Raw genomic sequence first — 26,624 nt, forward strand, 5'->3', positions numbered from 1 at the left:
AATGATAAAGTACTAAAAATTAACTATCAGAAATCCTACTTACAGGAGCGTTGGATAAGTTGGAAAATCACAAAGAAAAGATACTAGTAGTTGATGACGAAGCCAGTATCCGCCGCATCTTAGAAACTCGGCTTTCGATGATTGGCTATGATGTCGTCACCGCTGCTGATGGTGAAGAAGCTTTAGACACATTTCGCAATGCTTCACCTGATCTGGTTGTTTTAGATGTAATGATGCCGAAGCTAGATGGCTACGGTGTATGTCAGGAGCTTCGTAAGGAGTCCGATGTGCCGATCATTATGCTAACAGCCTTAGGTGATGTCGCCGATCGCATTACTGGGCTAGAGCTGGGTGCGGATGATTATGTGGTGAAGCCCTTTTCACCCAAAGAGTTAGAAGCTCGAATCCGCTCGGTGCTGCGTCGGGTAGAGAAGACGGGCACTTCAGGGATTCCTAGCTCTGGCGTGATCCACGTCAATGCTCTGCGCATCGATACCAACAAGCGCCAAGTTTACAAAGGTGACGAGCGGATTCGGCTGACTGGGATGGAATTCAGTCTTTTAGAACTACTGGTGAGTCGTTCTGGAGAACCCTTCTCTCGTTCAGAAATTTTGCAGGAAGTTTGGGGCTACACACCTGAGCGCCACGTAGATACCAGGGTTGTAGATGTTCACATTTCTCGCCTGCGGGCCAAGTTGGAAGATGATCCCAGCAATCCTGAATTGATCCTGACTGCACGCGGCACTGGCTATCTATTCCAGCGGATTGTTGAGCCTGGTGCAGATGAGTAAGGCTCAGTTCATCGCTGTTGATCAGATCTAACTACGCCCGCTTACTTTTCTACTCTTTCCTGCTGCATCGGTTTGACTCACTGTGGCTGGTTGGATGCGTACCAACTACTTTTCGGCTAGGCTCCAAGCAAGGGCTTAGCCGCCTGGTAAAGCAGTAGACGCGATCGCTCAGCCTTGACAGCTACAGCTTGAGTGGCATAATTTTGGCGAATCTTTGCACTTCCGCAAAATTTGTTGAAGTGACTGAGTAGACTGTTAGTAATTGAAGATGGCGTAGAAGCCATCTGATAAAATTTGTAAGGTTTCTATAACTTTGATCAATGGGACCAACTCGGGCACGGATCGCAATCGATGCTATGGGCGGGGACCACGCCCCTGCTGAAATAGTCGCTGGAGCGCTGCGAGCGCAAGAAGAACTCGGTATTGAAGCTTTGCTAGTAGGTGACCCTGACCAAATTCAGGCTTACCTCAAGCAACATAATAGCTCTGCTCATCTGGAAATCATTCCATCCGAAGGCACAATCGAGATGAATGAGGAGCCATTGGGTGCCCTAAAGCGGAAGCCTAAGGCATCTATTAATGTGGCAATGGATTTGGTTAAGCAGAAGCGAGCTGACGCAGTGGTTTCTGCGGGGCACTCAGGGGCAGCAATGGCGGCAGCATTACTGCGCTTGGGGCGGTTGCGTGGCATTGATCGACCTGCGATCGGAGCTGTGTTGCCAACCCTAGTGGCTGGAAAACCAGTGCTGATTCTAGATGTTGGTGCCAATGTCGACTGTCGCCCGAAGTTTTTAGAGCAGTTTGCCCAGATGGGCACTATCTACAGCCAGTATGTTCTGGGTGTTTCAACTCCCAAAGTTGGCTTGCTCAATATTGGTGAAGAACCTTGCAAGGGCAATGACCAAGCTGTTCGCACCCATCAAATGTTGCAAGACAACCCCAAAATTCCCTTTGTCGGCAATGCTGAGGGCCGCGATGTTCTATCAGGTCAGTTTGATGTGATCGTCTGCGATGGCTTTGTCGGTAACATTCTGCTGAAATTTGCTGAGGCAGTGGGTGAAGTTGCTTTGCAAATTCTGCGAGAGGAATTGCCGCAAGGTCTGAATGGCAAGTTGGGTGTCACGCTATTAAAGCCGAATCTTAAGCGCATTAAGCAGCGGATGGACCACGCAGAGCATGGGGGCGGTCTGCTTCTGGGTGTAGATGGTGTTTGCATTATCAGTCATGGTAGCTCTCAAGCGCCTTCTATCTTTAATGCGGTGCGACTAGCGAAGGAAGCTGTTGATCATCAAGTTTTAGATCGGATTCAGTCGTGTTATGGAAGAAAGACTGCCCCTGCAAGTGAGGGAGAGTAGTCGTGTTGCCATCTGGAATTGCGATTACTGGGAGTGGGTCAGCTGCTCCCAAAACTGTTTTAGATAATGCAGGGTTGAGCCAGGTCGTAGAAACCTCAGATGAGTGGATTGCCACTCGGACGGGAATTCGGGAACGAAAACTGGCTAGCCCCCAAGTTTCTCTGGCTGCGATCGCGACTGAGGCGGCTCAAAACGCGATCGCCATGGCAGGAATTACAACGGCTGACCTCGACCTGATCATTCTGGCGACTTCGACTCCAGACGACTTATTTGGCACCGCTAGCAAAATTCAAGCGGAACTGGGCGCTACCAAAGCAGTCGCTTTTGATTTGACTGCGGCTTGCTCTGGTTTCGTGTTTGGCTTGGTGACTGCGGCCCAATTTATTCGTACTGGCGTTTACAAAAACGTCTTGTTGATTGGGGCAGATATGTTGTCCCGCTGGGTCGATTGGTCCGATCGCCGCACTTGTGTGCTGTTTGGGGATGGCGCAGGTGCGGTAGTCATCCAAGCCAATGAGAGCGATCGCCTGCTGGGATTTGAAATTTGCAGCGATGGCACCCAGAATAGTTCACTCAATTTGAGTTACCAACCTCGGCCTCAAGAACTCCTGCCTGGGGTGACAGTGGGTCTAGGCTCCTATCAACCCGTGACCATGAACGGGCAGGAAGTGTACCGCTTTGCGGTCAAGCGAGTTCCAGAAGTCATCGAAAAAGCCCTCTACCGAGCAGAACTCAGCGTTGATCGAATTGACTGGTTGCTATTGCATCAGGCGAATCAACGCATTCTCGATGCCGTGTCCCAACGGCTAAAGGTGCCTGCTGAGAAAGTGATTAGCAACTTGGCTCGGTACGGGAATACTTCTGCTGCTTCTATTCCCATTGCCCTAGATGAAGTAGTGCGGCAAGGTCAAATTAAACCTGGAGACGTAATTGCAGCTTCTGGCTTTGGGGCTGGGCTGACCTGGGGAGCGGCAATTTTCCAGTGGAGCCGATAAGTGATAAAGTTTGAATCTTGATCCGCTGATATCAACTAGACATGACAAAGACGGCATGGGTGTTTCCTGGACAGGGGTCTCAGGCAATTGGGATGGGGGTAGATCTGCTAGAGCTACCCGAAGCAAAAACCAAGTTTGAGCAAGCAGAACAGATCTTGGGTTGGTCGGTTTCGGCAGTCTGTCAAAGTGAAGAAGACAAGCTATCGCGCACCCTCTATACCCAGCCTTGTCTTTATGTTGTGGAAAGCATTTTAGTTGACTTGATGCAAGCGAGAGGTCAACAAGCTGATTTGGTGGCAGGGCATAGCTTAGGCGAGTATGTCGCACTTTACGCAGCTAAAGCTTTTGATTTTGAGTCTGGACTGCGCTTGGTGAAGCGTCGAGCCGAACTGATGGATAGTGCCTCTGATGGCATGATGGCGGCTGTGATCGGCTTCGATCGCGAGCAATTAGAACATCAAATTGCGCAAACTGCTGATGTGGTCTTAGCCAATGACAACAATGCAGGCCAAGTCGTGATTTCTGGCACTCCAGCTGGGGTTGAAGCCGTTCTATCTCAAATTAAAGCGAAACGCATGGTTCGCCTCAATGTGTCAGGCGCATTTCACTCGCCCTTGATGGCAGAGGCGGCGGCAGAATTCCAGCAAGTCTTAGAAACTGTGAGTTTTGCTGATGCTCAGATCCCAGTCTTGTCGAATGTAGAACCTACCCCAGCGATCGCGGCTACTGAACTCAAGCAGCGCTTAGTGCGACAAATGACCGGATCGGTACGTTGGCGAGAAATTTCTCTGCGTTTACCAGAAGAAGGAATTGGCCGAGTTGTAGAAATCGGACCCGGTAAAGTCCTAACTGGTTTAATTAAACGCACCGCTCCTGATTTAGCCCTAGAGAACGTCAGCACTGCTGCTGATCTCCCCAGCTAAGTGAGTAGCAAACCAACACTGATGGGCAAAAGCCGCGAACCTCGAATTAGCCTCTTCCTCTACCACCTATTCAAGTGGTCGGTGGTCAGCCCTATGCTGCATAGCTATTTCCGCGGACGAATTTATGGGGCAGAGCATGTACCCCACCAAGGGCCACTCGTGATCGTCAGCAATCATGCTAGCGACTTCGACCCGCCCATTGTGTCTTGCTGTGTCCGCCGACCCGTGGCTTACATGGCAAAAGAGGAACTATTTCAGGTGCCCGTGCTCAAGCAAGCGATTCGGCTCTACGGAGCTTACCCAGTCAAGCGAGGCTCAGCAGATCGGAGTGCCATTCGGGAGGCTATGGCTGCTTTAGATCAGGGCTGGGCCGCAGGTATTTTTCTGCAAGGCACGCGCACCGTGGACGGTCGTATCCCTAGTCCTAAACTGGGAGCAGCGTTGATTGCGGCTAAAACTCAAGCTCCATTACTGCCTGTAAGCTTATGGGGTACACAAGCCATTATCCGTAAAGGCTCAGCAACACCTCGACCTGTACCGTTGACAATTCGGATTGGACAGCCAATTCCACCGCCGCGATCGACAGAGCGAGAAGAACTAGAAGCTGTGACTCAGCAATGTGTTGAGGTGATTCATGCCATGCACGATTTAGGGCGATAAATCCCAATACCCTTTAGAGCAACGAACTACCACCAAAGAGAGTTTGCGAGTAGCTAAGGACACCATGAAAATAGGCATGGTTCTAAGCTTCCTCACCGAATAACACCTATCACAAACTCTTGGCTTGTTGCCTGTTGTAAATATGAATGAACGACCTGCCAGAGATTTCTGGGACCGACTGAATAATGTGGCACTCGTTCGCTTTTTATTACTATTTGCATCTGGCTGGGCTTTGGTACAGCTACTAGCGTATTTCGAGACTGTAATTGTCACATTTACCCTAGCAGCAGTTTTGGCATTGTTACTTAACTATCCAGTGCGGTGGTTACAACGGTTTTTGCCGCGCGGTTTAGCTATTGGTTTAGTGTTTATTTCTAGTTTGGTTCTGTTTAGTGGGCTGGCAGTAACGGTAGGTTTTACTTTAGCGTCTCAGGCTCAAGAGTTAGTTGACAGAATTTCGGAAGTCCTCAACTCTTTAATTCCCTTGACTGAACGCATTGAACGGTTTCTACGCGATCGCAATATTCCAATTCAGCTCAATGAGATTCAAAGACAGTTTCAAACCCAGTTCTTGTCGGAAGTTGGAACAAGTATTGGTTTGGGACTGGCGGCATTAGGCGTATTTTTTTCTAATTTTATTAATTTCATCCTAATTACAGTCGTTGCCTTTTTCATGTTGCTAGATGGCAGACGGCTTTGGCAATTGTTAATGAAACTGGTGCCTGTTCATCTGCGCTCTCGGTTCACGCTAGTTGTGCAACGTAAGTTCTTAGGTTTTTTTCGTGGGCAGTTTTTGCTCACTGTATTTCTGACCACCACTAGCTTTTTAGTGTTTTTAATTTTACAGGTTCCGTTTGCTTTGCTTTTAGCCATGATGGTCGGGATTCTGGATACGATTCCGGGGATCGGAGCGACCTTAGGCGTGGCGTTGGTTTCGCTAATTGTTTTGTCTCAGAGTGCCTGGTTGGCGCTACAAGTCTTAGTGGCTTCAGTTGTTTTGCAACAAGTTCAAGATAACTTTATTGCCCCACGAGTGATGCAAGAGTCACTCAATATCAATCCTGTGATCGTCTTTTTTGCATTGCTCGTAGGAGCAAGAGTGGCAGGTCTGTTAGGAATTTTTTTGGCGATTCCTATTGCTGCTGTCTTAGTGAGCTTATTTGAAATTGATGAAATGAAAGCGGAACCCGCTGAAAAAGTGTTACAGGAGCAAGTGCTCCAAGAAGACACGTTACAAGAAGACACGCTAAAATGAGCCGAGTTTAAGAGGTCGTGGTCAATGTCAGGTTTGGACAGTGTTAGAGCAGATTTAGCAGAGATGCTGGATGAGGCAGAGTGGAATTGGTTGATGCCTCATGCTCAGCGAGATGTGCTGCTGGTTGTGGCTCCAGGATTGAGCTTGTTAGATGTAGGAGTGGCGATCGCCAGTGATAATGTAGCCGAAGTGCAGAGCTGGATTCAGCAGAACTTATTGGCTAAACCAACTGCAACTCAATTATCTGACTGGAACAGCGACCAGGAGAAACGCTTTAGCGCCTTGATTGTGCGGCCCTATGTTTTAGTTCAAGAGCTATCTATCCCTTCTGATACTCCTGAGGTTAAGGGAAGTTATTAATCGCTGGCTCAGGGGCCTCAGATGTATTGAGGAGCTGGCTGAGACGCGAGCCTGTCCGACCTGTCGCAACCCAAAGTATGGCTCTAGCTCCATCCCGCACAGCTTTTTCCAACGATTCTGGCGATCGCCCAGAGGGGACAGATACCGGCTTAAAATCAATTCCCCGACTACCTAAAACAATTTCACCAATCACTTGGGCTCGGCGCATATGGTAGTCAGAGGTAATCAGGTAAACGCTGTCAATCCCTTCCGCCTTGAATTTATCGACCAAGGTTGTGAAGTTGGTGACAGTATCAACGGCTTCGCGATCGATAATTACGCGATTGGGTGCAATTCCTGCCTCAGCAAAGGCCCACTCTGTATATTCTGGATTGCTGCCACTTGAAATCCAGACTGATATTTGAGGATGTTCCCGCGCAAATTCAGCCGCAAATACTTCCCGCTCCGGAGCACCACCTAGGACTAGCACCGCTTGGGGCTGCCGGAAGTAACTTCTAATTTCTCGGTACCCTAACCACAAGACAGCAGGAAGTAACAGCATCAACCACGGAAATGACTTGCGGCGAGACTGAGACTTTTTTGAGCGTTTGCCTTGCTGTGCTCTAGGATAGATAGCTTCCCTCGACTGCATACTTAAAATCGTAAATAGTGTAACCTGGAGCCCCTAGGTCGTTCCTAGCACGACAGCGAGTGATTCCCCAGTAAAAGAGTACCCTCAAATTTAAGCAAACTTGTGGAGAATCGCTCTTTTATGGTGAAATTCTATGCTTTCTGCCAACTCTGACGCACCACTCCTTAGCATGGTTCACCCCAATTAGCGAATGCTCAGGAAAAGGAGTTCAATTTCATGGGCGATCGCTGACTGAGATTAGTACCCTGAAGAGACAGTACCCGACAGATTCAGTGGCAGGAATTTAGCCGCATTGGAGGTTCTATGGCCAGCTACTCATTCCCAGATGATTTTACTTGGGGCGTAGCCACTGCCTCTTACCAAATTGAGGGGGCAGTTGCAGAAGATGGCCGAAAACCCAGTGTTTGGGATACCTTCAGTGCGACTCCGGGACGTGTTCTAAACCGAGATACAGGCGAAAGTGCCTGTGAGCATTACCATCGTTACAAAGAAGATATTGCCTTAATGGCCCAATTGGGAATTAAGCATTACCGCTTCAGCATCGCTTGGCCTCGGATTGTGCCGACTGGTATAGGTCCCGTGAACGAAGCAGGCATCGATTTTTACAAGCGTTTAGTTGATTGTCTCCAGGAACATGGCATCACACCTCACGCCACCCTGTTTCATTGGGATAGCCCCCAAGCTTTAGAAGACCGCTTTGGATCTTGGCAAAGCCGAGAAATGGCCCACGCCTATGCTGACTATGTGAGCGTAGTAGTCAGTCGTTTAGGCGATCGCATTACCCACTGGATGACGATCAACGAGATTTCTTGCTTTACCCACATGGGCTACGCAGTTAACCAAATCCCAGTTCATGCCCCAGGAACGACCGTCAAAACGCTAAAAGAAGTTTGGCAAACCTCTCACCATGCCATATTGGCTCATGGGTTGGGTTGTCAAGCGATTCGGGCAGCTTCTCCTGGGCCTTGCTCCGTGGCTTTGGTGGACAACTTCACAACCACCGTTCCCTTAATCGAGTCGCCAGAGCACATTGCTGCTGCCCAAAAAGCATTTGGCTCTCTCCTGTCCAACGGTGGAATTATTTTTCCAGTTTTAACTGGAGCGTACAACCCAGATTTATTGGAAAAACTCGGTGCTGATGCTCCAGATATTCAAGATGGCGATCTGGAAAATATTCACCAACCTTTAGATGCGATCGGCCTCAATATCTACTTCGGTAGCTACGTCCAAGCGTCTGACAATCAACAAGGGTATGAAGTTCTCGAATTCCCTGCTGGTTATCCTCGGATGCACATGCCTTGGCTACATATCGTACCGGAAAGTATTTATTGGAGCATTCGCCACCTCAGCGAAACTCTAGGCAGACCTGACTTGCCCGTTTTTATTACCGAGAATGGGTGTGCAGCTCAAGACGAATTGCGACCCGATGGCACTGTGATCGATAGCGATCGCATTATGTATCTGCGGCAACACCTCAAGTCGGCTCAGAGAGCGATTAGTGAAGGCTACCCACTTGAAGGGTACTTTCTATGGACGTTCATGGATAACTTTGAGTGGGCTTGGGGCTACGATCGCCGCTTCGGGATTGTTTATACCGACTACCCCACCCAAGCCCGGATTCCTAAGGCTAGCTACCATTGGTATAGCGAGTGTATTCGGCAAAACCGCGTTGTGTAGTCTTCAACCAGGGAAGCAAAACTTCAATGCATGTGACTATTAACAGCAACAGACTTTGCATTGAACTTAACTTCTGGGAAAAACTCTGGGCTTTGCAGTTCAATTACACTTGGCAAATTCCTCTTGATCACATCGAGCGAGTTACCACAACCGCGCCTTCGAGTAATTGGAAAACACTCATCTGGAAAGAAGTAAAGCTACCTGGAACTTTTGTGCCAGGTGTAATTAAGGCTGGGACTTATTACACAGATCAGGGTCGGGAGTTTTGGTATGTCACAGATGACAAAAACTATTTAATTCTCGACCTAAAAAATGAGTTTTACCAAAAAGTGATTTTGACTGTAGAACAAAATCAACTTTTGGCAGAGCAATTGAATTCAGAGCGCTAACGGTTGAGCTTATTTCTCCTAAGTCTTTGATGAGTTCGTTGGCAGCAAGTAAGGCAGTAATAGTACAGAGATTGCCAATCATGCCTTGGTAACATTTAGCTCGCGAAAGCTTTAAAGCTTGTTCTAGCTTGAGTTCGGTTCTCAACCTCTGGCAGTTTTTGCTTTACACAAACTTCATCAAATATCGCTAAAAATACATCGTTAGTTTAAACAGAGATTAAATAAGTCAAGCCAAATTAAGTAGAGATTAAATTAAAATTAACCTTTGCTTAACCGTTTCTAAAGCTGGAATTTCTGATTAAAGGTTGCTCTTCTACCATGTTTTTTCCTGCATTAGCCTCTATCTGAAGTGGGAGAAATATCTCTGTTTTGTCCTTATCTCATTAGGGTGGATAACTTTTTCTGCTAACTTGCTGAGTCCACGCTTCGAAGGTACCGAGCAACCATGATTTCTATCTCCTCTAGAAAAGTTGTTAAATTTCTAGCTTTTGTTGTCCTAGGCTTGCTTTCCTTCAGTCTGTTAGGGCAACTTTCCAAGGTTCTATGGGGTGGCGATCGCCAGTGGATTACGTCGTTGGCTCATATCTTTGATCTAGATCGAGAAAAAAATCTGCCTAGTTTGTATTCGGCGGCAACGCTATTTATTTGCGCTTTTCTGCTAGCGTTCATTACTTGGGTTAAGCGTCAAAATCGCGATCGCTATGTTTGGCATTGGGGATTTCTGTCTTGTATTTTTCTCTTCCTCGGTGCTGACGAATGGACTAGTATTCATGAAAAAACCATTGAACCGCTTAGAGCTTTGCTCGGTAACAATGGTGGTGGAGTTCTACACTTTGCTTGGGTCGTTCCCGGTGCCGTTTTTGTGGGCGTTATCGCGATCGCCTATCTCAAGTTTTTGACCGATTTGCCTCCTCGCACCAAGCGACTGGTTTTGCTCGCAGGCACGCTCTACGTTGCTGGTACTTTAGGCATGGAAATGATAGACGGGGCCTATGCCAACCAGTATGGGACGCGCATTTGGGGGACGCAAGGCTTAAGACTTAGCCTGGAGGCAGGAGTCTATACGCTAATGATGACCTGCGAAGAAGCTCTAGAGATGGTGGGGGTACTAATTTTTATCTATACACTGCTCTCTTACCTGGGGGATTGCATTCAGGAAGTCCGCATCCGGATCGATGCTGACAGAAATCCAGTTTTGTCTGATCTGGTTGTTGATGCAGCAATGCCGAATAGAGGACGAGCTTAAAGAAGCTAGAGGCCTCGTAGGTATTGATATAGCAACCCAATCACAATTGCGGGTTGTTCCAACTGTGGCAACACGCCTGCGTCTGAAATCACTTGAAAAGCTTGCACTGCTTTGGGGTTCAGTTGCGCTAAACGCTGCCCTAGACTAACACTTGTAAATTGGGCTTGCTCCCCCCACACCATACAAGTTGGTACAGTGAGCTGGCCTAAATATTGACCTAAGTCGAAATAGAGATCACCGCGTAAAAAAGCCAGTGCTGCATATTCAGCATTGGGTTGCTGAGCTGAAGCTAAGTAAGCGGCCACCATTTCTGTAGAAACCCGCTCTAGCCGAGCGAAAAGAAATCGCTCTAGAAAGTTCCGTACTGCCACTTCATTTGTCGCTCCTACTGTGTAAATGAGGCTATCCAGTAGGGGCGTGCGGATTAATTGCAGAGGGAGGCGACGGCCTGCGCTCTGCCCAAAGTCATCAAATCCAGCGGGGCAGACCAGAAAGAGCGATCGCAAGAGATGGGGCTGTTGAATGGCTAAGCGAATCGCGATCGCCCCTGTAAGGGAAGCAGCCACCACACAGACAGGTTGCTCAGATACCTGTTGCAGAAACTCCCCTAAAGTTGTTAAATAATCAGCCACTTGGTAATCTCGCACCGGATGGGCGGATTGTCCCCAACCTATTAAGTCTGGCGCAATAATTCGGTGAGTAGTAGCAAAAGCGGCATAAACCTTAGACCACTCATAAGCGGAAGCTCCACCTCCAAAGCTGTGTAAAAAAACGAGTGGTGGTAACTCATCGCTATTGGCTGGAAACCAAGATTCTGGCCTGTGGGATTGAGTGTAGTAGGCGATCGAACCTAAAGAGGTTTGAACTACACTTTGCCGAAAACCCGGAGGTTGAAACTGGAGCATATCTTGTCATGCTTAGTACCTTCACTCCTAAGGATATGAAACAAACTCTCACTCTGATAACGGCGATCGCGCTTTCTCTAACCAGCACTGTTTCTGTTCGTGCTGCTTTGCCCGATCAAGAAACCTACGATTTTGTTACCGAGCGCTACAGCTTATTGCTAGAAGACACAAGAAGCGGCTGTAGCAACTATGCCAATCCTGCCACTCTGTCTCAAGCATCAGACAACTCACCCCTGCTGACTGTGAGAGTTCTTCAAATGCGCGGAGAAGTTGGCGGTTCCCTGTGTAACGGGGTCTTTGAGTTCAAGCAGTTGAATGTGAATTGCCAAACAGCAGAGGTCATGTACCGTGACCTAATCGGCTCACCTGCTAATTGGACCGAGCAACCCTACCAAAATGAAGATCTGGCGAATAAGGTTTGTTCGCTACTTTAATGAGTGGAGACAAAATTGCTCCATACACTTGAGAGAATTGTTGAAAAAGCAGTATGGCCCCTAGAAACTCCACGTCATGGGATGCAAGCCGATTTCTAAAAACGTTGGCCTACTTTGATGTCATTCCTCTTTTTAGTTGCTTACAACGACTGTTCAAAGGGCAAACTCAGCATCCGATCAATTCCCCAACTGGAGCAAAGCGCATGGGTGTGGTTTTAGTAGCAGGCGCAACCAGCGCTCTGGGGCAGCAAGTCGTTCAGCGGTTACTCGCGCAAGGGTATCAAGTGCGATCGCTCGTACCCAATTTATCGCAAGGGCAAGAAATTTTGGGTGGGGAGGCAGACTTGATCGTGGCAGACGTCACCCAACCCGACACGCTAACTTCGAAGACTTTGGGTAGTATTGACGCGATCCTTTATTGTCCTGATACTGCCCTACTATCTGCTGGCATCAATGCCCAGAGCCCAACCGCATTTTTCGATGTACAAAATTTGGCACAAGCTGCTGCCCGTGTCCTGAGCCAGCCTGGAGAAAATACCCTTTTTGATTTCACCTACCCCTCCGCGAATCTAAAAGAGCTTTGGGGCGCGGTTGATGATGTGGTGATGGGCGGAGTGAGCCAAAGCGAGGTGCGCCTCAGCGACAGCAGTGCCTTATTTATGGGCAATGTCTCAACTGCTAACTCTGGCGGATTTGCTTCCATCCGCACTCGTAACTTCTCATCCGCGATCGCTCTAGGCAATTACCAAGGCATCAAGCTACGAGTCAAGGGCGATGGCAACCGCTATAAGTTTCTGCTGCGAACTGAGGAAAAATGGGATGGTGTGGCTTATTCCCATTCCTTTGATACTGTTTCTAATCAATGGATGGACGTTGAAATTCCTTTCAGTGCTTTAGTTCCTGTCTTCCGGGCTAAAACTGTACCCAACGATGGTCCGATCGACCCCAACCGGATCTGTTCCTGCCAATTTATGTTGAGCAAGTTTGAGTACGACGGAGCGCTGAACCCTCAGTTCACTCCTGGCCCCTTTCAGCTCGAAATTGCCTCTGTCAAAGCTTACGGCGGACCCACCCTACCTCAGTTTGTTTTGTTTAGCGTCGCTACCTCTCCCCAGCCAGATCAATCAGAGAGTGATTCAACCTCGTTTTCAGAGGACGAAGAACGGGTGCGATCGAGTGGGATTCCACACACGATCATTCGTCTCCACCAATCAACAGAATTAACAGGCGATCGCTCTTTAGAGACAGTCAGCTCAAAAAATATTGCCGAGTTGTGCGTACAGGTTTTAGCACAACCCGAAGCCTGCAATCGTACTTTTGAAAAAGCGGTGAATTGAGGGTGATATTGAGAGGGCGATCGCACTAACAGGTAAGGTAAGGATCAGAATCCGTTGATTAAAGCATCCTGAACCCTAATGCAACCCCTGCCAGAGCTGACAGTTGAAGCAGCGCACAAAATCCTTCAAGCCTTTACTTGTATCGAGCAAGGCGCTACCGAGTCCCTACCCTCAAATGCTCTAGTTCGGCAAGCGCTCCTATTCGTGACGAATCTTTGCGACTATCAGATGGTCGGTATTTGTGCTGATAACCTGACTCAGGGTTTAGCTGCTCTCAAGAGTTATTTGCCAGCCTTGGGCTACAACGCAGACGAAGTAACAGTGGACTCGATCGAGGGGCCAACTTACATCAAATTCAACTCTAAAACAGGCTTATGCTATGCCAGCCCTTACCCAGGCTCTCATCGCGGAGTTTTGGTTTCCTGCCAGTCGGCTCTGAGTAATGGCATCAATGAAACCTATGGGCACTTACCCTTAGATTTATTCCTAGAAGCTTCGTGAGTTTCTAAAGTATCGCTTTACGCAAAGCCCGACGCTGCTCCATTGAAAGCGCTGCTACCACCTGCCCAGGGTCAGAAGATTCAAACAACTTCACTAGATCCCAGAGTTCTTCATCTTCACCTTGAGAACTAAGGGGAGCTAAGACTTCATCAGCTTCAGGATGCCGACACACCCCTCCATCACAGTTAAGCCCCAGTTGATGCCAGTAATGAGTCGGAACGCCCCAACCCCGCTGACCAAAATGCTCGTGATTCAACAATTGAGATTCTAAATATGCCTTGGGAGACGCATAATACTTCTGCTCCCGTGGGTAAGGCACAGTGAAGCAGCCAAAAGCTTTCCGATACTCTTCTGAATCAAGTATGGTGGTCACGAACTGACCCACTCCTTGCTTCATCAAAATATCGCAATAAAGTTGGATTTCTTCTTGATTCATGGGAGCGCGGCCCATGAACTTTTTGAAGCACCAATCTAAGAACTTGAGATTAGAAGCGTGGTGATAAAAAGCTTGCAGAAAAACTTCTGAATGACCTAATTCTTTGAGAAACCGTCTCACTCCGATCTTATCTTTCAAGAAATTTTTCTCAATTTGAGCCAGACTCTGACGCTCGTAGGCATAGGGCTGTCGCTCTAGCACTTGGCGATAAATTTGAGTCAAAGCAAAGCGACGCTCTTCTTGAGAAGAGTGGCGGCTGACAGTAATTGGCTGAACTTGGTTCATTGTGGGTCTCCCGTAAAGGTATTGAGGTGAAATACCTGAATCGGGCATATGGAGTTAGGAAAGCTTTGTGGTTAAGCGTGGGACTGAAGTGATTGCAGCACAATATCGAGGTAGGGGCGTACCAAACTACCACTAGCAGGAGACAAACCGCTAGTAATGGCTTCTTGTAAAGCGCGATAGGCGATCATGCATTGGCTAGTTTTGCGGTGGGCTAGCAAAATTGTGTCGAGCCAAGACATCATTTGTTCTTTAAAGAAAACTTCATCGTCTCGCAGAATTGAGACAGCAATATAGCGCAAAACCTCGGTCATGTCGTACTTACAGCGCTGACCATGTTGCTGAATAATTTCTGGGTAAGCTTGAGCTAACTTACGTAGGGATTGTAGAACCAGCTTGTCGCTTTGATCTCGCAACTGCTGATAGGTTTCTAAACGGACTTTGTAACTTTGAAGATATTGTTCTAGCGGGTCCAACTCGCGAGAGCTGAGATAGCGACCATCCGCTTCCAAAATATTTTTTTCAAGCGTGTGATTGAGAGTATGCATCATGGTTCGGCGCTGAACTAGGTCACTTTAGAAGCACTGCTTCTTCAGACTGCCCTGACACAATAACTAGCTCAACAGATTGCAGTGATTCTTAATACAATCTTTTTGCCGCTTGTACATAGTGTAAGAATCGCGGGTTGAGAGGTTGGCCTGCATCAAGAGACCATGCAGGTTTACTGAAGAACAAGTTAGCCTAGGGGTAGGTAAGTGCTTGGAATCAACCATCAACAGACAGGTCAGCCAAAGCAATGAATTGGATTTTAAGTTTAGTTGGAAAGGCCCTAGGGATCGCATTGCTCTTTAGCGGTGGCACCGTTTCTACTGCCATCTTGTTAGGTATTGCTGCGAGTCATGCTACAGGGGGGATTCTAGCGCTGCTCTCTATGTTGCTGGTTTTCTTTGGCTTAGCACCTGCCTTGATTGGCGCTGGCTTGCTGTTTCTAGGTGCGTCGGCGAAACGCCGGCTGATCCGAGAGCGATTTTTTCAAACTTTGCACATTAAGCAAGGCCGATTATCTTTGTTAGATTTTTCAGCGGCAGCTCGTTTGGAACCTGCGATCGCTCGTCGGCATTTAGACGGCTGGGCTAGAGAGTTTGATGCGACGTTTGAAGTGAGTGATGAAGGCGAAATCTACTATGTATTTGCTGGCGTTTCACCCTCGTTCTATAACCGTGACCCACTCCCTTCGCTCAATTACTGGGTTCGGCGGCTAGAAGAAATTTTCTAGACCTAAAATTGGCCTAACGCTGGCTCAGAAGTTTTAGTGCTTGGGTTCGTGGCCGCATCTCTGACAGGCCACTACGCATTGAAATATCCTGGGCTAGCAATTAGATAAACTTATCTAGTCACCACCTAAAAGAAAAGTATTTTTCTAGGCTGTAAGTTGCTTGGGATCATTTACTTGTAAGCCTTTCAGGTAAACCTACTTGTGGATTTTCAAGTCGGCGATCGCATCTTTGGGCCTTATGGGTTAATATCTTTAACTAAGCCCAAGGTTACAAATTGATTGCTGTGTTCTTCATATTTTGTTACAAAAGGTGAAGAGCTGTTTCAATTGAGAACCTGCATGTTTGGCGGTCTTTCTGGTTTGACAACTCCTCCCGGCTCAGGCACCGACTTTGGTGAGCGTATGCTCAACACGGTTGCCAGCCAAAGTATTCGTCATCTGTTTACCCAGAGCGAATCAGTGGAGGTTGCTGTCCGTTGCTTCCCTTCCAGCAAACTCCTCCAGGGCAGCATTGACAGCTTCAAGATGAGCGGTCGTGGCCTCATCATCCGCAAGGATTTTTGGGTCGAGGAAATGTCATTTGAGACGGATGCAGTTTCAATTGATTTTGGGTCAATTTTGGGTGGCAAAATTCGTTTAAAGCAGTCAACCCAAGCTGTGGCTCAAGTCACCTTGACCGAAGACGGCATCAACCAAGCGTTTCAGTCTGAGCTGGTACAAAAGCGTCTGCAAAATCTCACCATGCCGGAACTAACCAACCTGTCTGGGGGAGAGCCAGTTTCATTTCGCGAAGTGCAGCTACAATTGCTGCCCGATAATCAAGTCAAAATCTTGGCTAAAACTGATTTACCTAACTGTGATGCTGTTCCAGTTAGTATGACTGCAACCCTTGACGTGGAAAGACGGCGACGGATTTTGTTTCAAAATTCTCAGTTTGAGCCAGAGGCGGTGGATGAATCTTTACGCGCTATCTCTGAAATTTTGACTAAAGCTTTTGCTCAAGTTTTGAATGAAATGGTTGATCTCGATCGCTTCAACTTAGATGGGGTGATGATGCGGATCAATCGTTTGGAGACTCAAGGCAAAAAGCTGATTTTTAGTGGTTATGCTCAGATCGATCGCTTCCCAGGCAACGGTTAGTGGCTTTTGAGTTGGGAGTCTAAAGGCGAGCGATCGCGTCTCGAACTCAAGTCTGAACTGGTAAGCTGTTCAAGGTGAACTTGTTTCTCTTCTTGAAGCTGATTTGGCATGGCATTCGCGAACTTATTTATCTTAGGCGGCGTTGTAATGTGGCCATTGTTGGGATTTTCGATCCTGGCAGTGGCTTTGATTTTGGAGCGAGCTGCCTTTTGGTTCCGGATTACCCAACGGCAAGACCGTGTAGTGCGCGAAGCGCTGAGCTTATACAAGCGCAGCCCTCAAGCGGCATTTCAGAGACTAGAGCAGAATGCTGATCTGCCCATCACTCGCATTTTTTTGACTGCGATGGAACTAGAGCAGCCCTCACCAGAGGAATTTCGCTTGGCTTTAGAAAGTGCGGCCCAAGCAGAGCTACCCTTGCTCAAGCGCTTTAATACCATCTTTGAGACCATCATTAGCATTGCACCCCTCCTAGGCTTGCTGGGGACCATTTTGGGCTTGATTGGCTCTTTTGCCTCGTTGCGGGTCGGAGATTTGGGGGGTACTAATGCCACTGGGGTAACGGCTGGCATTAGTGAAGCCTTGATTTCTACTGCCTCTGGATTAATTGTGGCTATCTTTACGCTGCTATTTGCCAATACGTTCCGAGGGTTATATCAACGGCAAATTGCACTCATTCAAGAATACGGCGGGCAGTTGGAATTGTTGTATCGCCGCCGCTATGAGCGAGATGACTTGCCCTATGCTTCTTCTTGAGCTGCGATCGCTCCACTGTTGAAGCTTGAGAACAGGATTTAGCGGGAGTAGGGGGTATTCACCCTGGAGACGGCTAAACTTCCGTGGCCTTAGAGCCGGGTGGCCAACTGACCTCGCCTTTCGGTAACTGGGCTTGCAGATGCACGGTGAAAACGGTGCCTACTCCGACTTGAGATTTGAAGCTGATACTGCCGTCATGCATTTCAACGAGCTGGCGTGTCAAAGCTAGTCCTAACCCAGTTCCTTCGTGCTTACGGTTTAAGGCGCTGTCAATTTGCTGGAAAGCTTCAAACAGCAAGTGATGCTTGTCTGCCGCAATACCAATGCCTGTATCTTCTACCTCGATGGTGACTATATTGCCATCGCACCGCAGCCGCAACCAAACTTGGCCGCCTGAGGGGGTGAACTTGATAGCATTTGATAACAGATTCAAGAGAATTTGTTTAACTCTGCGCTGATCTCCTACAAAGCGATCGCATTTTTGTAGACCTACTAAATCAGTTGTCAAAACTAATTTTTGACCCTGTGCCTTTTCACTTAAAGAGGCAACACTTTGTTCGGCCACTTCTTGCAGGGAAAAGCGACTGATTTGTAGAGAAGCTTTGCCCGCTTCAATTTTGGATAAATCTAAAATATCGTTAATTAATTGCAGTAAGTGAGTACCGCTGTTGTGAATAATGCCTAGATACTCACTTTGCTTAGGAGTTAACGAACCAAAGAGCCGATTCAGTAGTGCAGAAGACATGCCAATCACTGAAGTGAGAGGCGTACGCAGCTCGTGGCTCATGGTCGCCAAAAACTCACTTTTAGCCTGACTGGCTTTACAAGCAGCAGCTAAAGCGTCTTGAAGTTGTTCGGTTCGCTCTGATAGCGCTTGGCGAGTTTCAATCAGCTCGGTGATGTCCCGTGAAGTGCCAAGTAGGCCATAAACTTCGCCATCTGGTTTTTTGAGGGGCACTTTGAAGGTGTCTAGATGACGCATTCCGCTCGGAAAGACAATGGTTTCTTGCGTGTGCAGCGTCCGACCAGATTGAAATACTTGCAAATTTTGTTCAGCAAAATGGTTGAGCAAGTTGCTAGGTAGACAACCAAAAATTGATTGGCCCTGAATATTTTGGCGGTCTTCGTAACCAATGGACTTGGCAAATGCATGATTGCAAAACGATAAAGTCATGCCCTCCCGGTGCATGACAAAAATGTGATCGGGTAGAGCATCAAAGAAGTATTCTAGCTCTGCGGTTCGTTGGGCAACCTGCGCTTCTAAAGTTTGGTTGTGTTGCTGAATCTGTTGGTAAAGGGTGGCTTGGTGAATGGCGATCGCTAGTTGATCCGCCACGGTCGTTAGCAGTTCCACTTCTGACTCATGCCAGTAGCGTGGGTAGTGGTCCTGGCGGAACGAAATGCAGCCCCAGAGCTTTTGGTGATAATGAATCGGCACCATTAACCAAGCTCCGGAAACCTGAGTCGGTGGCTTTTCTGGATGCCAGGGTCGGAGGGTACGGGCGTCGCTGACTTGTACCGTTTGCAGGTTACGTAGGCGAGCGGAGTGAGGATGAATGGGGGCAAAAACCGTGGCATCCACGGTGGAGGATGCTTCTGGCTGCAACCGATACTCCGTTTGCACTTGCCAGTCTTGAGGGTCTTCAAGATATTGAAAAATGCTACAGCAATCAACTACCACCAGTTGCCCCAACTCCATCACTACTGTTTCAAAAATATGAGACAGGTCTAGTGAGGCTCGAATTTGGGCTACGAGGCGATTGACTAGAGCCGCTCGTTGTACTCGTTCTTCGGCTTGTTGGTAAACCAAAGCTTGATAGAGCACTTGCTCAATTTGGTGAATCACCATGTGGAGCAAATACATTTCTTCGGGTTGCCAAATGCGATCGCGCTCCCATTGCTCAATGCAAAGAAACCCTCCTACCCATTTATCGGCGTGCTTCGGGTGAGATTGGGTCCAACTGGAGAGCGCTGCTCTAGCAACTCCAGACTCGCGAATTTCCGTATGCTCCGCTAGCAGAGGAAATTCATCAGATACCCAAGTGCTCAGGTGGTGATGCTTGTGGATGAGCTGCTCTACGGTTGCCCAATCGGGATAATGGGTGTGGCGGTCCCCAGTCAGCAGTTCGGGCGATCGCGCGATCGCACCCCAGATGACACGCTGATCTTTAGCGCTATAAAAAGCAATCAGGCAACGACTAACATTAAAAATTGTCCGAATTACTTCAGCAGAGCGGCGCAGAATCGTTTGCGGCTCTAAGGAACTGCTACTGACATGCAACAGTTCATGCAGAAGTTTTTCCTGCTGCAACCAATGAGGTTGTTGATAGATAGTTTTGGTATTGGGCCGAGCGACCACAGCTTGGGAGTTTGGACTCATGCTGTGATTGGTTGAGGTTAGTGCTTGAGGCGTTGCACCATTGGCTTCTAGGGCCATCAGCAGCCTTAATGTAATCTCACTTTGCAGCTCTGGGGCATTGCTCTGGGCTACCCAGCTAGCGATCGCCGCATCAAAAGCAGGTGCGATCGCCGCTACCGTCGAGGTCTGGAGTTGTAAATGGGTACAAAACTTGCTGATTTCGCTTGAGTCGTAAATCAGCTCAATTTCATACAAAGGCTCTAAGTCTGCACGGTTAGCTTCTAAAGGTAGAGAGCACCCTGCTTGAAACAAAATGCTGAAGCGATCGCTGATACCCAAGATGAAAACTAACGGGGTCTGAGAGGGCGACTGACGAGTTTCGAGGTGAGTTGGCAAGTGCGCTAGGTCTAAGTGGCAGGCAAGCCAACCATTGGAGCTTTCCTCTCCACCGACCCGGGTTGATTGAAGTTGACTTCTGCCCTCTGGCTTGAACTTAAAATAACTATTGGGGTGGGTTGCAGGAGGTTGTAGCGAGCTTAACTCAGCGCCAGTTCTTAGATCCAAACCTAGCTGGCAGGGTGTTACTTGAGGATTTTGAGAACTAAAAAGTACTAGGTGCAGATCCGGTAACGCTGTTAAAAACTCCAGCAATGCGGAGCCCAGGGCCACACAGGAAGACTGCTTCAACGCATACTTATTATTCATTGTAAAAACAACATAGCCTGTGTCTAAAATGGGCAACTTGACGGAGATGCTGACGATAAAGATGACTCATAAAATCTTGCGGTTAGAGTAGCAGGGAGATAAAACTCACTGGTTGGGCTACTCTAAACTTGGTAGATTCTTAAACTTAATCAATAGCGTTATAGGGTAGGCAGGCTCAGCTTTAATCTAAAGTTTTCCTGCCATAGGTGATGTATCAATTTATATCAAGCTCTAACCCAATGCTGTTTGTAACTTTTTTGACCCGCATTTCTCCTGTAGAAATTGTTCCCTATAACTAGAGAGATACAACGGCTACCAGTTGAAGGACTCAAGCTGAATTGAGTTTGGGGTAAAAGTTTGAGAGCGAAGACTCGATCTCTGAAGGATAGATAAGCCAGGCTCGTTTCACAGGTTGGATCAGAGTTTTTACTAGAGGCGACAATTCACTAATTTCTTGCAATCCAGCGGCGGTTTGTAACCTAATGCCCCGTTGGTAGATAGTGTAACCACGGCTACAGGCAACACGAATTCCAGCATAGTGAGTTGCGCTAAAACCGGCTTGAGCTAGCCAAATCGATACTTGCTGCATCAAATGTTCTTGCTCATTTACATTCAAGCTAGAAATATCTAGAGCTTTCAAGAGATCGCGATCGAGAAAACGGCGACACAAATCCGCTAACACCGGATCAACGCAGTGCTGCCAACGCTGCAGGTGGTAAGTCAGCACACCATCATCGGCTGCCAGGTAATGGGCCAGCGGTAACGGCTTCACTGGAGCCCCTAAGAGAGAACTACCTTCTCCAGGAAGCTTTGATTGAGTTAGCCAAGCCATGACCGTATCATCTGCTGGGATACCACCTAAAGCAAATTGCTCACAGGCGCGTCTAAAAGCTTGCTCCAATACCCAAGTTGCGGCAATATTTTTGGGATGGTTGTAAACCTGGGCGTACATGAAATAGCGCACGATCAAATAATGCTCGATCGCAGCCATACCTTTACGAGCGACCACCAACTGCTGACTTACCGGGTCGTAGCTCAGCGCCATTAAAATGCGATCGAGGTCGAGCTTGCCGTAGGAAGCGCCTGTGAAGTAACTATCTCGCATTAGGTAGTCGAGGCGATCGCAGTCAAGCTGACTGGAAACTAACTGCCAGACAAAAGGAACCGGATATTTCTTTAAGTAGACCTGCTCTAGGGTATCCACCAAGCTGGGGTCAAAGTGGTCTAAAAGTTGACGGACGGGTGTAGATTCTCGCAGAATCCGTCTTGTCCAAGCTTCATGGTGATTACCAAAAATTTCTTCGCTGGTGTGGCTAAATGGTCCATGCCCAATGTCATGTAGCAGAGCTGCACACAAAACAATGGGGCGGTGCGGCTGCACTTGGGGGTAGCGTTTGGCAATGCGATCGAACACCCGCCGCGCGATCGCCATCACGCCCAAAGAATGGGTAAAGCGAGAACCTTCTGCTCCGTGAAAGGTGAGGCTGGCAGGACCAAGCTGACGAATGCGCCGCAACCGCTGAAAGGCAGGCGTATCGATTAGGCGAATCAGTAAAGCTTCGGTTGGATCACTGTTATCCAACGCGATCGCCCCATGCAAGGGGTCATGATACGTGCGACTGGAATTAGGCAGCACCCGCTAGCACAGAAGGCTGGGTGAGTAATTCGACCGCTGCTTGATACTGTTGGTCCTGCTCCGTAGCAACTTGCTCGCGGGTAATGGCTTCTAAAGGTACCAGCCGATCAGGCGTAATGCCTAGCTTATTGATGTCATGGTGGTTGGGAGTTTCATACTTCGCCACCGTTACCGCTAAGCCAGAACCATCTGAGAGTTCAAAGAGTGACTGAATTAAACCTTTGCCAAACGTTTTTTCGCCGACTAACTCAGCGCGGCCATTGTCCTGCAACGCCCCTGCTAGAATCTCACTTGCGCTCGCGGTACCTTGATTCACCAACACGACCAGCGGATCTTGGGTCAGGGCGGGGCCGTTCGCTTCAAAACTGTCTTGAATGCCTTGGCGATTCACGGTGTAGACAATAGTGCCAGAGTCTAGCCACAAGCGGGCAATTTCCACCCCAGCTTGCAGCAGGCCCCCAGGATTATTGCGGAGGTCGAGAATGTAGCCCTCGGCTCCTTGATTCTCCAAACGATGCACAGCTTTGGCTAGCTCAACGGTAGCGTTGGCGTTGAACTGATTCAGGCGAATATAACCAATGGTGGGACGGTCACGAAACTCACGCAACTGGGCATAAACCGGATTAATCGCAATGCGATCGCGCACCACCTGAATATCTAACTCAGGCTCCCCCTCTCGGGCCACAGTCAAAACCACACGACTGCCAATGGGACCGCGCATTTTCTCGGCAGCTTCATCCAAAGTCAACTTAGCTGTAGGAACGCCATCAATGCGCGAGATGCGGTCGGCAGGGCGGATGCCAGCTTGCTCGGCTGGAGAACTTTCAAGCGGCGCAATGACTTTTAACTCACTCGTCTCTGGATCGAGCGCAATCTGCAAGCCAACTCCAGTTAACTCGCCAGAAGTATTGGTTTGTAAGCTGCGGTATTGATCGGGTCGCAACAGCCGAGTGAAGGGGTCGTTCAAGCTAGCCAGCATTTGCTGAATCGTTTCATAGGCAGCTTCCCGGTTGTTGAGTGGACGGCTGAGGACTTGCTGACGTAGCGATCGCCAGTTTTGATGATTGAAAGACTCATCGACATAAGAGCGATTGACGATCCGCCAAACTTCATTCACCAACCGCTGCTCCTCTGTGAAAGCCCAAGCTGGAGTAGACCAGCTCAAAGCCACCACAATCGGCAATATCAGCAATAACCCAACCCTAGCGATCCACTTTTTTTGCATGACACCGAATCTTAGTTCACTAGATCCCTAACTTCTTGAGTTGCCTCAGCATGAAATCCTCTTCTGGTCTATGTTACATTTTTTGTAGACTCCTGTGAGTTAGCCCATCCATTTAGGCCAAATTAGCTCAAAGAATTGCCGTCTGAGTCCCTGTTGGAGAAGCTTCACTCAAGCAACGAGCTAATAGAAGTTCAGTAGGTAATCTGCAAGCTTTTTGACAGCGTACTAGGATGGATAGAACATTTGAACTCAATAAGCTCAGACTAGATCAGACCAGAATCTGGCTCTCTAAACTTGTTGAGAGTCTCTTAGAGAACTCTTTGGATCAGTAGCTTACTCCAGCCGACCCCCCAAGATTCTCCTTCTTCTGAGAGACTAGAAAGGTCACAAACAGCAATACATTTTCAGGAATTCTTGCTTCATGTTTACCAAGCAGGTAACCGACTCAAAAGTCTACAACTGGTTTGAGGAACGTCTGGAAATCCAGGGACTCGCTGATGATGTCAGCAGCAAATATGTGCCTCCCCACGTCAACATCTTCTATTGTCTAGGTGGCATTACCCTGACTTGCTTCCTAATCCAGTTTGCAACTGGGTTTGCAATGACGTTTTACTACAAGCCAACCGTAACTGATGCTTTTACGTCAGTTCAGTACCTGATGACAGAGGTCAACTTTGGTTGGCTCATCCGTTCCATCCACCGCTGGTCTGCCAGCATGATGGTGCTGATGATGATTTTGCACGTCTTCCGGGTTTACCTCACCGGTGGTTTCAAAAAGCCTCGTGAGTTGACTTGGGTAACTGGTGTAATTTTGGCCGTAATCACCGTTTCCTTTGGTGTAACTGGCTACTCACTGCCTTGGGACCAAGTCGGTTATTGGGCTGTCAAGATCGTTTCTGGTGTTCCTGAAGCAATCCCAGTCGTAGGCCCCTTTATCGTTGAATTACTTCGCGGTAGTAGCAGTGTGGGTCAAGCAACTTTGACTCGCTATTATAGCTTGCACACCTTCGTTCTGCCTTGGTTGATTGCAGTCTTCATGCTGCTGCACTTCCTCATGATCCGTAAGCAAGGCATTTCCGGTCCTTTGTAAGCAATTCACTGGAAGCAGCCCATAGGCAGTCTTCAGAGTTTGCTCAGAGCACTTATACTAGGCTATTACATATAGCTCAAGTCTAATTGCTGTCTCGTTCTCTACCTGCTGACTTCAGAATAAAGGAGAGCACTTTTACATCATGGCAACGATTAAAAAACCGGATCTCAGCGATCCACAGCTTCGCGCCAAACTTGCCAAGGGGATGGGCCATAACTATTATGGTGAACCCGCTTGGCCTAATGACCTGCTTTACATCTTCCCAGTTGTAATTGCGGGCACGATCGCTCTTTGCGTCGGTTTGGCAGTTCTAGACCCAGCTTTGGTGGGTGAGCCTGCTAATCCCTTTGCCACTCCCTTGGAAATTTTGCCTGAGTGGTATCTCTACCCTGTCTTCCAAATCCTGCGCATTCTTCCTAACAAGTTGTTGGGGATTGTGTGCATGGGGGCAATTCCTCTAGGTCTAATGCTTGTTCCTTTCATTGAGAACGTGAACAAGTTCCAAAACCCCTTCCGTCGTCCAGTGGCTACCACCCTCTTTTTGTTTGGGACTCTGGTAACTCTGTGGTTGGGAATTGGTGCAACTTTCCCTATCGACAAGTCCCTAACTTTGGGTCTGTTCTAAGAGAGCTGAAGAGTTCAACTCAACGCCTGCTTGTGCTTCCGTAGTGCCAATTGTCGTACTACTGAAGCACTTAAGCAGGCGTTAGTTTTTATGTGAAGCTCTGGGCTGAATCCTGCCCCCGATTCGCAAAGATTAGATTAATCTACTGGCTGTCGTTCCCATTCCAACCTGTTATTTGTTAGGATTTGGCAGCAATCTTAAGTTATTACAAAATACTAAGCGAACTGATTATTAATCACTATCAATTGTTCTAGGCTCCTAGCCCTAAAAATTTGGGTGCGAAAACTGCAAATATTTCTGGGGAGCGGAGTAATTTGCTCCGGTAATAATCGATGACTGGAACTTACCATTCACCTGATGTACTGGCAGTCAAGCGTGAAGTTAGAGCTACAAAATTGGACCCTATTACGACTAAAAGTGCTCGTTACGTATTTGTATTCTTAGAGATTTTTGCCTGCGAAGGTGGCATCCAATCCTACGTCAAAGATGTATTGAAGTCTTACGTAACTTTGGTGGAGCCATCAGACCGAAAAATCGCTGTCCCTTACAAGGCAGATGTATTTTTACTGCGGGATGGGCCAGAATGCCACAATCCTTTAGAATCTAGTCCGATCAATTTTCACTATTTCAAAACTCGTCCCCCTGCTCTAGGACGCCTTAAATTAGCTGCTCAGTTGTTGGCTTCTCTACTGCGCGATCGCCCTGAGCGAGTTTTTTGCGGCCATATCAACCTCGCCCCCATGCTCCAGGCGCTATGTCAACCGCTAGGGATTCCTTACACTGTCTTGACCTATGGCAAAGAATTTTGGGTCAAGTTGCCACAGCATGAGCAAAAGGCTCTACAGCAGGCAGCTAGTATTTGGACAATTAGCCGCTATAGCCGCGATCGTGCCTGTGAGGTCAATGGGCTAGACCCACAGCTAGTCAAGTTGCTTCCCTGTATTGTTGATGGCGATGCCTTTACCCCTGGCCCTAAAAACCCAGCTTTAGTCGAAAAGTATGATTTGGCTGGAGCCAAAGTGCTGATGACTGTGGCTCGACTTTGGGCAGGCGATCGATATAAAGGGGTGGATGTAACGATTCAAGCTCTGCCTGCGATCGCTCAAGCCTTTCCGCAGGTGAAGTACCTAGTGATTGGTCGGGGTGATGACCAGCCCCGATTGGCCCAATTAGCTCAAGATTTAGGGGTGGCAGATCGAGTCGTGTTTGCGGGCTTTGTCCCGACTGAAGAGCTAGTTGAGCATTACCGCTTAGCTGATGCCTACGTCATGCCGTCCCAGGAAGGCTTTGGCATAGTCTACCTAGAGGCGATGGCTTGTGGAGTACCTGTGGTGGCAGGAGATGCAGACGGTTCCGCCGATCCGCTACAAGATGGCAAACTCGGCTGGCAAGTGCCTCGGCGCGACTCAGGGGCAGTAGCAGCGGCCTGTATTGAAATTTTACGCAACACTGAGGATGCTGAGGGTAAACCAAGCGATCGCCGCTGTGACGGAGCTTGGTTGCGCCAAGAAGCTTTATCTTTGTTTGGCGCTGAGGCGCTGACCCAGCAATTAAAACAATTACTGAGTTCGACAATAGGGGAGTCAACAAAGCTATCCTAAAAAAAGCAAGAATTTGTTGCCTCTAGGAGCTTGC

Annotated in this window: 26 protein-coding genes; 19 read left to right on the forward strand and 7 right to left on the reverse strand. The window is 48.2% G+C overall.

The features are described from left to right. Positions 1-59: 59 nt before the first annotated feature. From rpaB to NDA01_RS12230, 7 genes are all read left to right on the forward strand, one after another. Complete coding sequence (gene rpaB, locus NDA01_RS12200) at positions 60-791, forward strand: response regulator transcription factor RpaB (protein WP_190432840.1); 732 nt, start codon at positions 60-62, stop codon at positions 789-791. 320 nt (positions 792-1,111) lie between these two features. Beyond that, entirely contained in the window at positions 1,112-2,146 is a 1,035-nt protein-coding gene (plsX, locus tag NDA01_RS12205; RefSeq protein WP_190432843.1) for a phosphate acyltransferase PlsX, read from the forward strand. 2 nt (positions 2,147-2,148) lie between these two features. Continuing rightward, on the forward strand, positions 2,149-3,141 hold the full coding sequence (locus tag NDA01_RS12210) for a beta-ketoacyl-ACP synthase III (protein WP_348228152.1): 993 nt from the start codon (positions 2,149-2,151) through the stop codon (positions 3,139-3,141). A 41-nt stretch (positions 3,142-3,182) separates the two neighbouring features. After that, positions 3,183-4,064, forward strand: a complete 882-nt coding sequence (fabD, locus tag NDA01_RS12215) for an ACP S-malonyltransferase (protein ID WP_348228153.1) — start codon at positions 3,183-3,185, stop codon at positions 4,062-4,064. Next, positions 4,065-4,724 carry a lysophospholipid acyltransferase family protein gene (locus NDA01_RS12220; protein ID WP_431193388.1) on the forward strand — a complete coding sequence of 220 codons (660 nt, stop codon included), beginning with the start codon at positions 4,065-4,067 and terminating at the stop codon, positions 4,722-4,724. Between the two features lie 142 nt (positions 4,725-4,866). Further along, complete coding sequence (locus tag NDA01_RS12225; protein WP_190432849.1) at positions 4,867-5,979, forward strand: AI-2E family transporter; 1,113 nt, start codon at positions 4,867-4,869, stop codon at positions 5,977-5,979. Positions 5,980-6,003: 24 nt separating this feature from the next. After that, a complete protein-coding gene (locus NDA01_RS12230) occupies positions 6,004-6,339 on the forward strand; it encodes a DUF2288 domain-containing protein (protein ID WP_348228154.1) in 336 nt (111 codons plus the stop codon). Here NDA01_RS12230 and NDA01_RS12235 read toward each other — a convergent pair. Then, a complete protein-coding gene (locus NDA01_RS12235; RefSeq protein ID WP_431193389.1) occupies positions 6,323-6,970 on the reverse strand; it encodes a YdcF family protein in 648 nt (215 codons plus the stop codon). The genes NDA01_RS12230 and NDA01_RS12235 overlap by 17 nt on opposite strands. Positions 6,971-7,273: 303 nt before the next feature. Between NDA01_RS12235 and NDA01_RS12240 the strand changes: the two genes are divergently transcribed. From NDA01_RS12240 to NDA01_RS12250, 3 genes are all read left to right on the forward strand, one after another. Beyond that, the gene (locus tag NDA01_RS12240) at positions 7,274-8,647 is read left to right on the forward strand and encodes a GH1 family beta-glucosidase (RefSeq protein WP_348228155.1); all 1,374 of its coding nucleotides are present in this window, start codon (positions 7,274-7,276) and stop codon (positions 8,645-8,647) included. Positions 8,648-8,673: 26 nt separating this feature from the next. Next, positions 8,674-9,036, forward strand: a complete 363-nt coding sequence (locus NDA01_RS12245; protein WP_348228156.1) for a lipocalin/fatty-acid binding family protein — start codon at positions 8,674-8,676, stop codon at positions 9,034-9,036. Positions 9,037-9,481: 445 nt separating this feature from the next. Continuing rightward, the gene (locus NDA01_RS12250) at positions 9,482-10,282 is read left to right on the forward strand and encodes a DUF8692 domain-containing protein (RefSeq protein ID WP_348228157.1); all 801 of its coding nucleotides are present in this window, start codon (positions 9,482-9,484) and stop codon (positions 10,280-10,282) included. A gap of 5 nt (positions 10,283-10,287) precedes the next feature. Here the strand turns inward: NDA01_RS12250 and NDA01_RS12255 are convergent, their stop codons facing one another. After that, complete coding sequence (locus NDA01_RS12255; protein ID WP_348228158.1) at positions 10,288-11,187, reverse strand: alpha/beta fold hydrolase; 900 nt, start codon at positions 11,185-11,187, stop codon at positions 10,288-10,290. Positions 11,188-11,195: 8 nt separating this feature from the next. Here NDA01_RS12255 and NDA01_RS12260 point away from each other — a divergent pair, with 8 nt between their 5' ends. The 3 genes from NDA01_RS12260 (at position 11,196) to NDA01_RS12270 (ending at position 13,459) form a co-directional block, all read left to right on the forward strand. Further along, positions 11,196-11,621 carry a hypothetical protein gene (locus NDA01_RS12260; RefSeq protein WP_348228159.1) on the forward strand — a complete coding sequence of 142 codons (426 nt, stop codon included), beginning with the start codon at positions 11,196-11,198 and terminating at the stop codon, positions 11,619-11,621. Between the two features lie 203 nt (positions 11,622-11,824). Beyond that, positions 11,825-12,958 (forward strand): CIA30 family protein, encoded by a 1,134-nt coding sequence (locus tag NDA01_RS12265; protein ID WP_348228160.1) that lies wholly within the window; start codon positions 11,825-11,827, stop codon positions 12,956-12,958. Between the two features lie 78 nt (positions 12,959-13,036). Continuing rightward, entirely contained in the window at positions 13,037-13,459 is a 423-nt protein-coding gene (locus tag NDA01_RS12270) for a DUF1824 family protein (RefSeq protein ID WP_348228161.1), read from the forward strand. Between the two features lie 4 nt (positions 13,460-13,463). Here the strand turns inward: NDA01_RS12270 and NDA01_RS12275 are convergent, their stop codons facing one another. Beyond that, positions 13,464-14,180, reverse strand: coding sequence for a phycobilisome rod-core linker polypeptide (locus tag NDA01_RS12275; protein WP_348228162.1), 717 nt, complete (start codon positions 14,178-14,180; stop codon positions 13,464-13,466). Between the two features lie 71 nt (positions 14,181-14,251). Beyond that, positions 14,252-14,728: a globin family protein gene (locus tag NDA01_RS12280; protein WP_242016817.1), complete on the reverse strand. Its 477-nt coding sequence runs from the start codon at positions 14,726-14,728 to the stop codon at positions 14,252-14,254. A 245-nt stretch (positions 14,729-14,973) separates the two neighbouring features. Here NDA01_RS12280 and NDA01_RS12285 point away from each other — a divergent pair, with 245 nt between their 5' ends. The 3 genes from NDA01_RS12285 (at position 14,974) to NDA01_RS12295 (ending at position 17,349) form a co-directional block, all read left to right on the forward strand. After that, a complete protein-coding gene (locus NDA01_RS12285; RefSeq protein ID WP_190558924.1) occupies positions 14,974-15,453 on the forward strand; it encodes a hypothetical protein in 480 nt (159 codons plus the stop codon). Between the two features lie 339 nt (positions 15,454-15,792). Continuing rightward, positions 15,793-16,593, forward strand: coding sequence for an LmeA family phospholipid-binding protein (locus NDA01_RS12290; protein WP_190432875.1), 801 nt, complete (start codon positions 15,793-15,795; stop codon positions 16,591-16,593). Positions 16,594-16,701: 108 nt separating this feature from the next. Then, a complete protein-coding gene (locus NDA01_RS12295) occupies positions 16,702-17,349 on the forward strand; it encodes a MotA/TolQ/ExbB proton channel family protein (protein WP_190432878.1) in 648 nt (215 codons plus the stop codon). Between the two features lie 73 nt (positions 17,350-17,422). Here NDA01_RS12295 and NDA01_RS12300 read toward each other — a convergent pair whose 3' ends face one another. The 3 genes from NDA01_RS12300 to ctpA all read right to left on the reverse strand — a co-directional run bounded on the left by NDA01_RS12300 (position 17,423) and on the right by ctpA (position 23,274). Next, positions 17,423-20,413 carry a sensor histidine kinase gene (locus NDA01_RS12300; protein ID WP_348228163.1) on the reverse strand — a complete coding sequence of 997 codons (2,991 nt, stop codon included), beginning with the start codon at positions 20,411-20,413 and terminating at the stop codon, positions 17,423-17,425. 328 nt (positions 20,414-20,741) lie between these two features. Next, entirely contained in the window at positions 20,742-22,049 is a 1,308-nt protein-coding gene (locus NDA01_RS12305) for an HD domain-containing protein (protein WP_348228164.1), read from the reverse strand. After that, entirely contained in the window at positions 22,039-23,274 is a 1,236-nt protein-coding gene (gene ctpA, locus NDA01_RS12310) for a carboxyl-terminal processing protease CtpA (RefSeq protein ID WP_190553039.1), read from the reverse strand. The genes NDA01_RS12305 and ctpA overlap by 11 nt, the downstream gene beginning before the upstream one ends. Positions 23,275-23,695: 421 nt before the next feature. On the opposite strand from ctpA, the gene petB reads away from it, so the two are divergent. The 3 genes from petB to NDA01_RS12325 all read left to right on the forward strand — a co-directional run bounded on the left by petB (position 23,696) and on the right by NDA01_RS12325 (position 26,590). Further along, a complete protein-coding gene (petB, locus tag NDA01_RS12315; RefSeq protein WP_348228165.1) occupies positions 23,696-24,364 on the forward strand; it encodes a cytochrome b6 in 669 nt (222 codons plus the stop codon). Between the two features lie 142 nt (positions 24,365-24,506). Then, positions 24,507-24,989 (forward strand): cytochrome b6-f complex subunit IV, encoded by a 483-nt coding sequence (gene petD / locus NDA01_RS12320; RefSeq protein ID WP_190432889.1) that lies wholly within the window; start codon positions 24,507-24,509, stop codon positions 24,987-24,989. A 332-nt stretch (positions 24,990-25,321) separates the two neighbouring features. After that, entirely contained in the window at positions 25,322-26,590 is a 1,269-nt protein-coding gene (locus tag NDA01_RS12325; protein ID WP_348228166.1) for a glycosyltransferase, read from the forward strand. Positions 26,591-26,624 lie beyond the last annotated feature (34 nt).

The organism is Trichocoleus desertorum AS-A10 (genome assembly GCF_039962155.1).
In the GTDB taxonomy this organism is placed as follows: domain Bacteria; phylum Cyanobacteriota; class Cyanobacteriia; order FACHB-46; family FACHB-46; genus Trichocoleus.

Coding starts and splice junctions, on each gene's coding strand:
- plsX (WP_190432843.1), top strand. CDS start 1,112: ATGGGACCAACTCGGGCACGGATCGCAATCGATGCTATGGGCGGGGAC.
- fabD (WP_348228153.1), top strand. CDS start 3,183: ATGACAAAGACGGCATGGGTGTTTCCTGGACAGGGGTCTCAGGCAATT.
- NDA01_RS12225 (WP_190432849.1), top strand. CDS start 4,867: ATGAATGAACGACCTGCCAGAGATTTCTGGGACCGACTGAATAATGTG.
- NDA01_RS12230 (WP_348228154.1), top strand. CDS start 6,004: ATGTCAGGTTTGGACAGTGTTAGAGCAGATTTAGCAGAGATGCTGGAT.
- NDA01_RS12235 (WP_431193389.1), bottom strand. CDS start 6,970: ATGCAGTCGAGGGAAGCTATCTATCCTAGAGCACAGCAAGGCAAACGC.
- NDA01_RS12240 (WP_348228155.1), top strand. CDS start 7,274: ATGGCCAGCTACTCATTCCCAGATGATTTTACTTGGGGCGTAGCCACT.
- NDA01_RS12245 (WP_348228156.1), top strand. CDS start 8,674: ATGCATGTGACTATTAACAGCAACAGACTTTGCATTGAACTTAACTTC.
- NDA01_RS12250 (WP_348228157.1), top strand. CDS start 9,482: ATGATTTCTATCTCCTCTAGAAAAGTTGTTAAATTTCTAGCTTTTGTT.
- NDA01_RS12255 (WP_348228158.1), bottom strand. CDS start 11,187: ATGCTCCAGTTTCAACCTCCGGGTTTTCGGCAAAGTGTAGTTCAAACC.
- NDA01_RS12260 (WP_348228159.1), top strand. CDS start 11,196: ATGCTTAGTACCTTCACTCCTAAGGATATGAAACAAACTCTCACTCTG.
- NDA01_RS12265 (WP_348228160.1), top strand. CDS start 11,825: ATGGGTGTGGTTTTAGTAGCAGGCGCAACCAGCGCTCTGGGGCAGCAA.
- NDA01_RS12270 (WP_348228161.1), top strand. CDS start 13,037: ATGCAACCCCTGCCAGAGCTGACAGTTGAAGCAGCGCACAAAATCCTT.
- NDA01_RS12275 (WP_348228162.1), bottom strand. CDS start 14,180: ATGAACCAAGTTCAGCCAATTACTGTCAGCCGCCACTCTTCTCAAGAA.
- NDA01_RS12280 (WP_242016817.1), bottom strand. CDS start 14,728: ATGATGCATACTCTCAATCACACGCTTGAAAAAAATATTTTGGAAGCG.
- NDA01_RS12285 (WP_190558924.1), top strand. CDS start 14,974: ATGAATTGGATTTTAAGTTTAGTTGGAAAGGCCCTAGGGATCGCATTG.
- NDA01_RS12290 (WP_190432875.1), top strand. CDS start 15,793: ATGTTTGGCGGTCTTTCTGGTTTGACAACTCCTCCCGGCTCAGGCACC.
- NDA01_RS12295 (WP_190432878.1), top strand. CDS start 16,702: ATGGCATTCGCGAACTTATTTATCTTAGGCGGCGTTGTAATGTGGCCA.
- NDA01_RS12300 (WP_348228163.1), bottom strand. CDS start 20,413: ATGAATAATAAGTATGCGTTGAAGCAGTCTTCCTGTGTGGCCCTGGGC.
- ctpA (WP_190553039.1), bottom strand. CDS start 23,274: ATGCAAAAAAAGTGGATCGCTAGGGTTGGGTTATTGCTGATATTGCCG.
- petB (WP_348228165.1), top strand. CDS start 23,696: ATGTTTACCAAGCAGGTAACCGACTCAAAAGTCTACAACTGGTTTGAG.
- petD (WP_190432889.1), top strand. CDS start 24,507: ATGGCAACGATTAAAAAACCGGATCTCAGCGATCCACAGCTTCGCGCC.
- NDA01_RS12325 (WP_348228166.1), top strand. CDS start 25,322: ATGACTGGAACTTACCATTCACCTGATGTACTGGCAGTCAAGCGTGAA.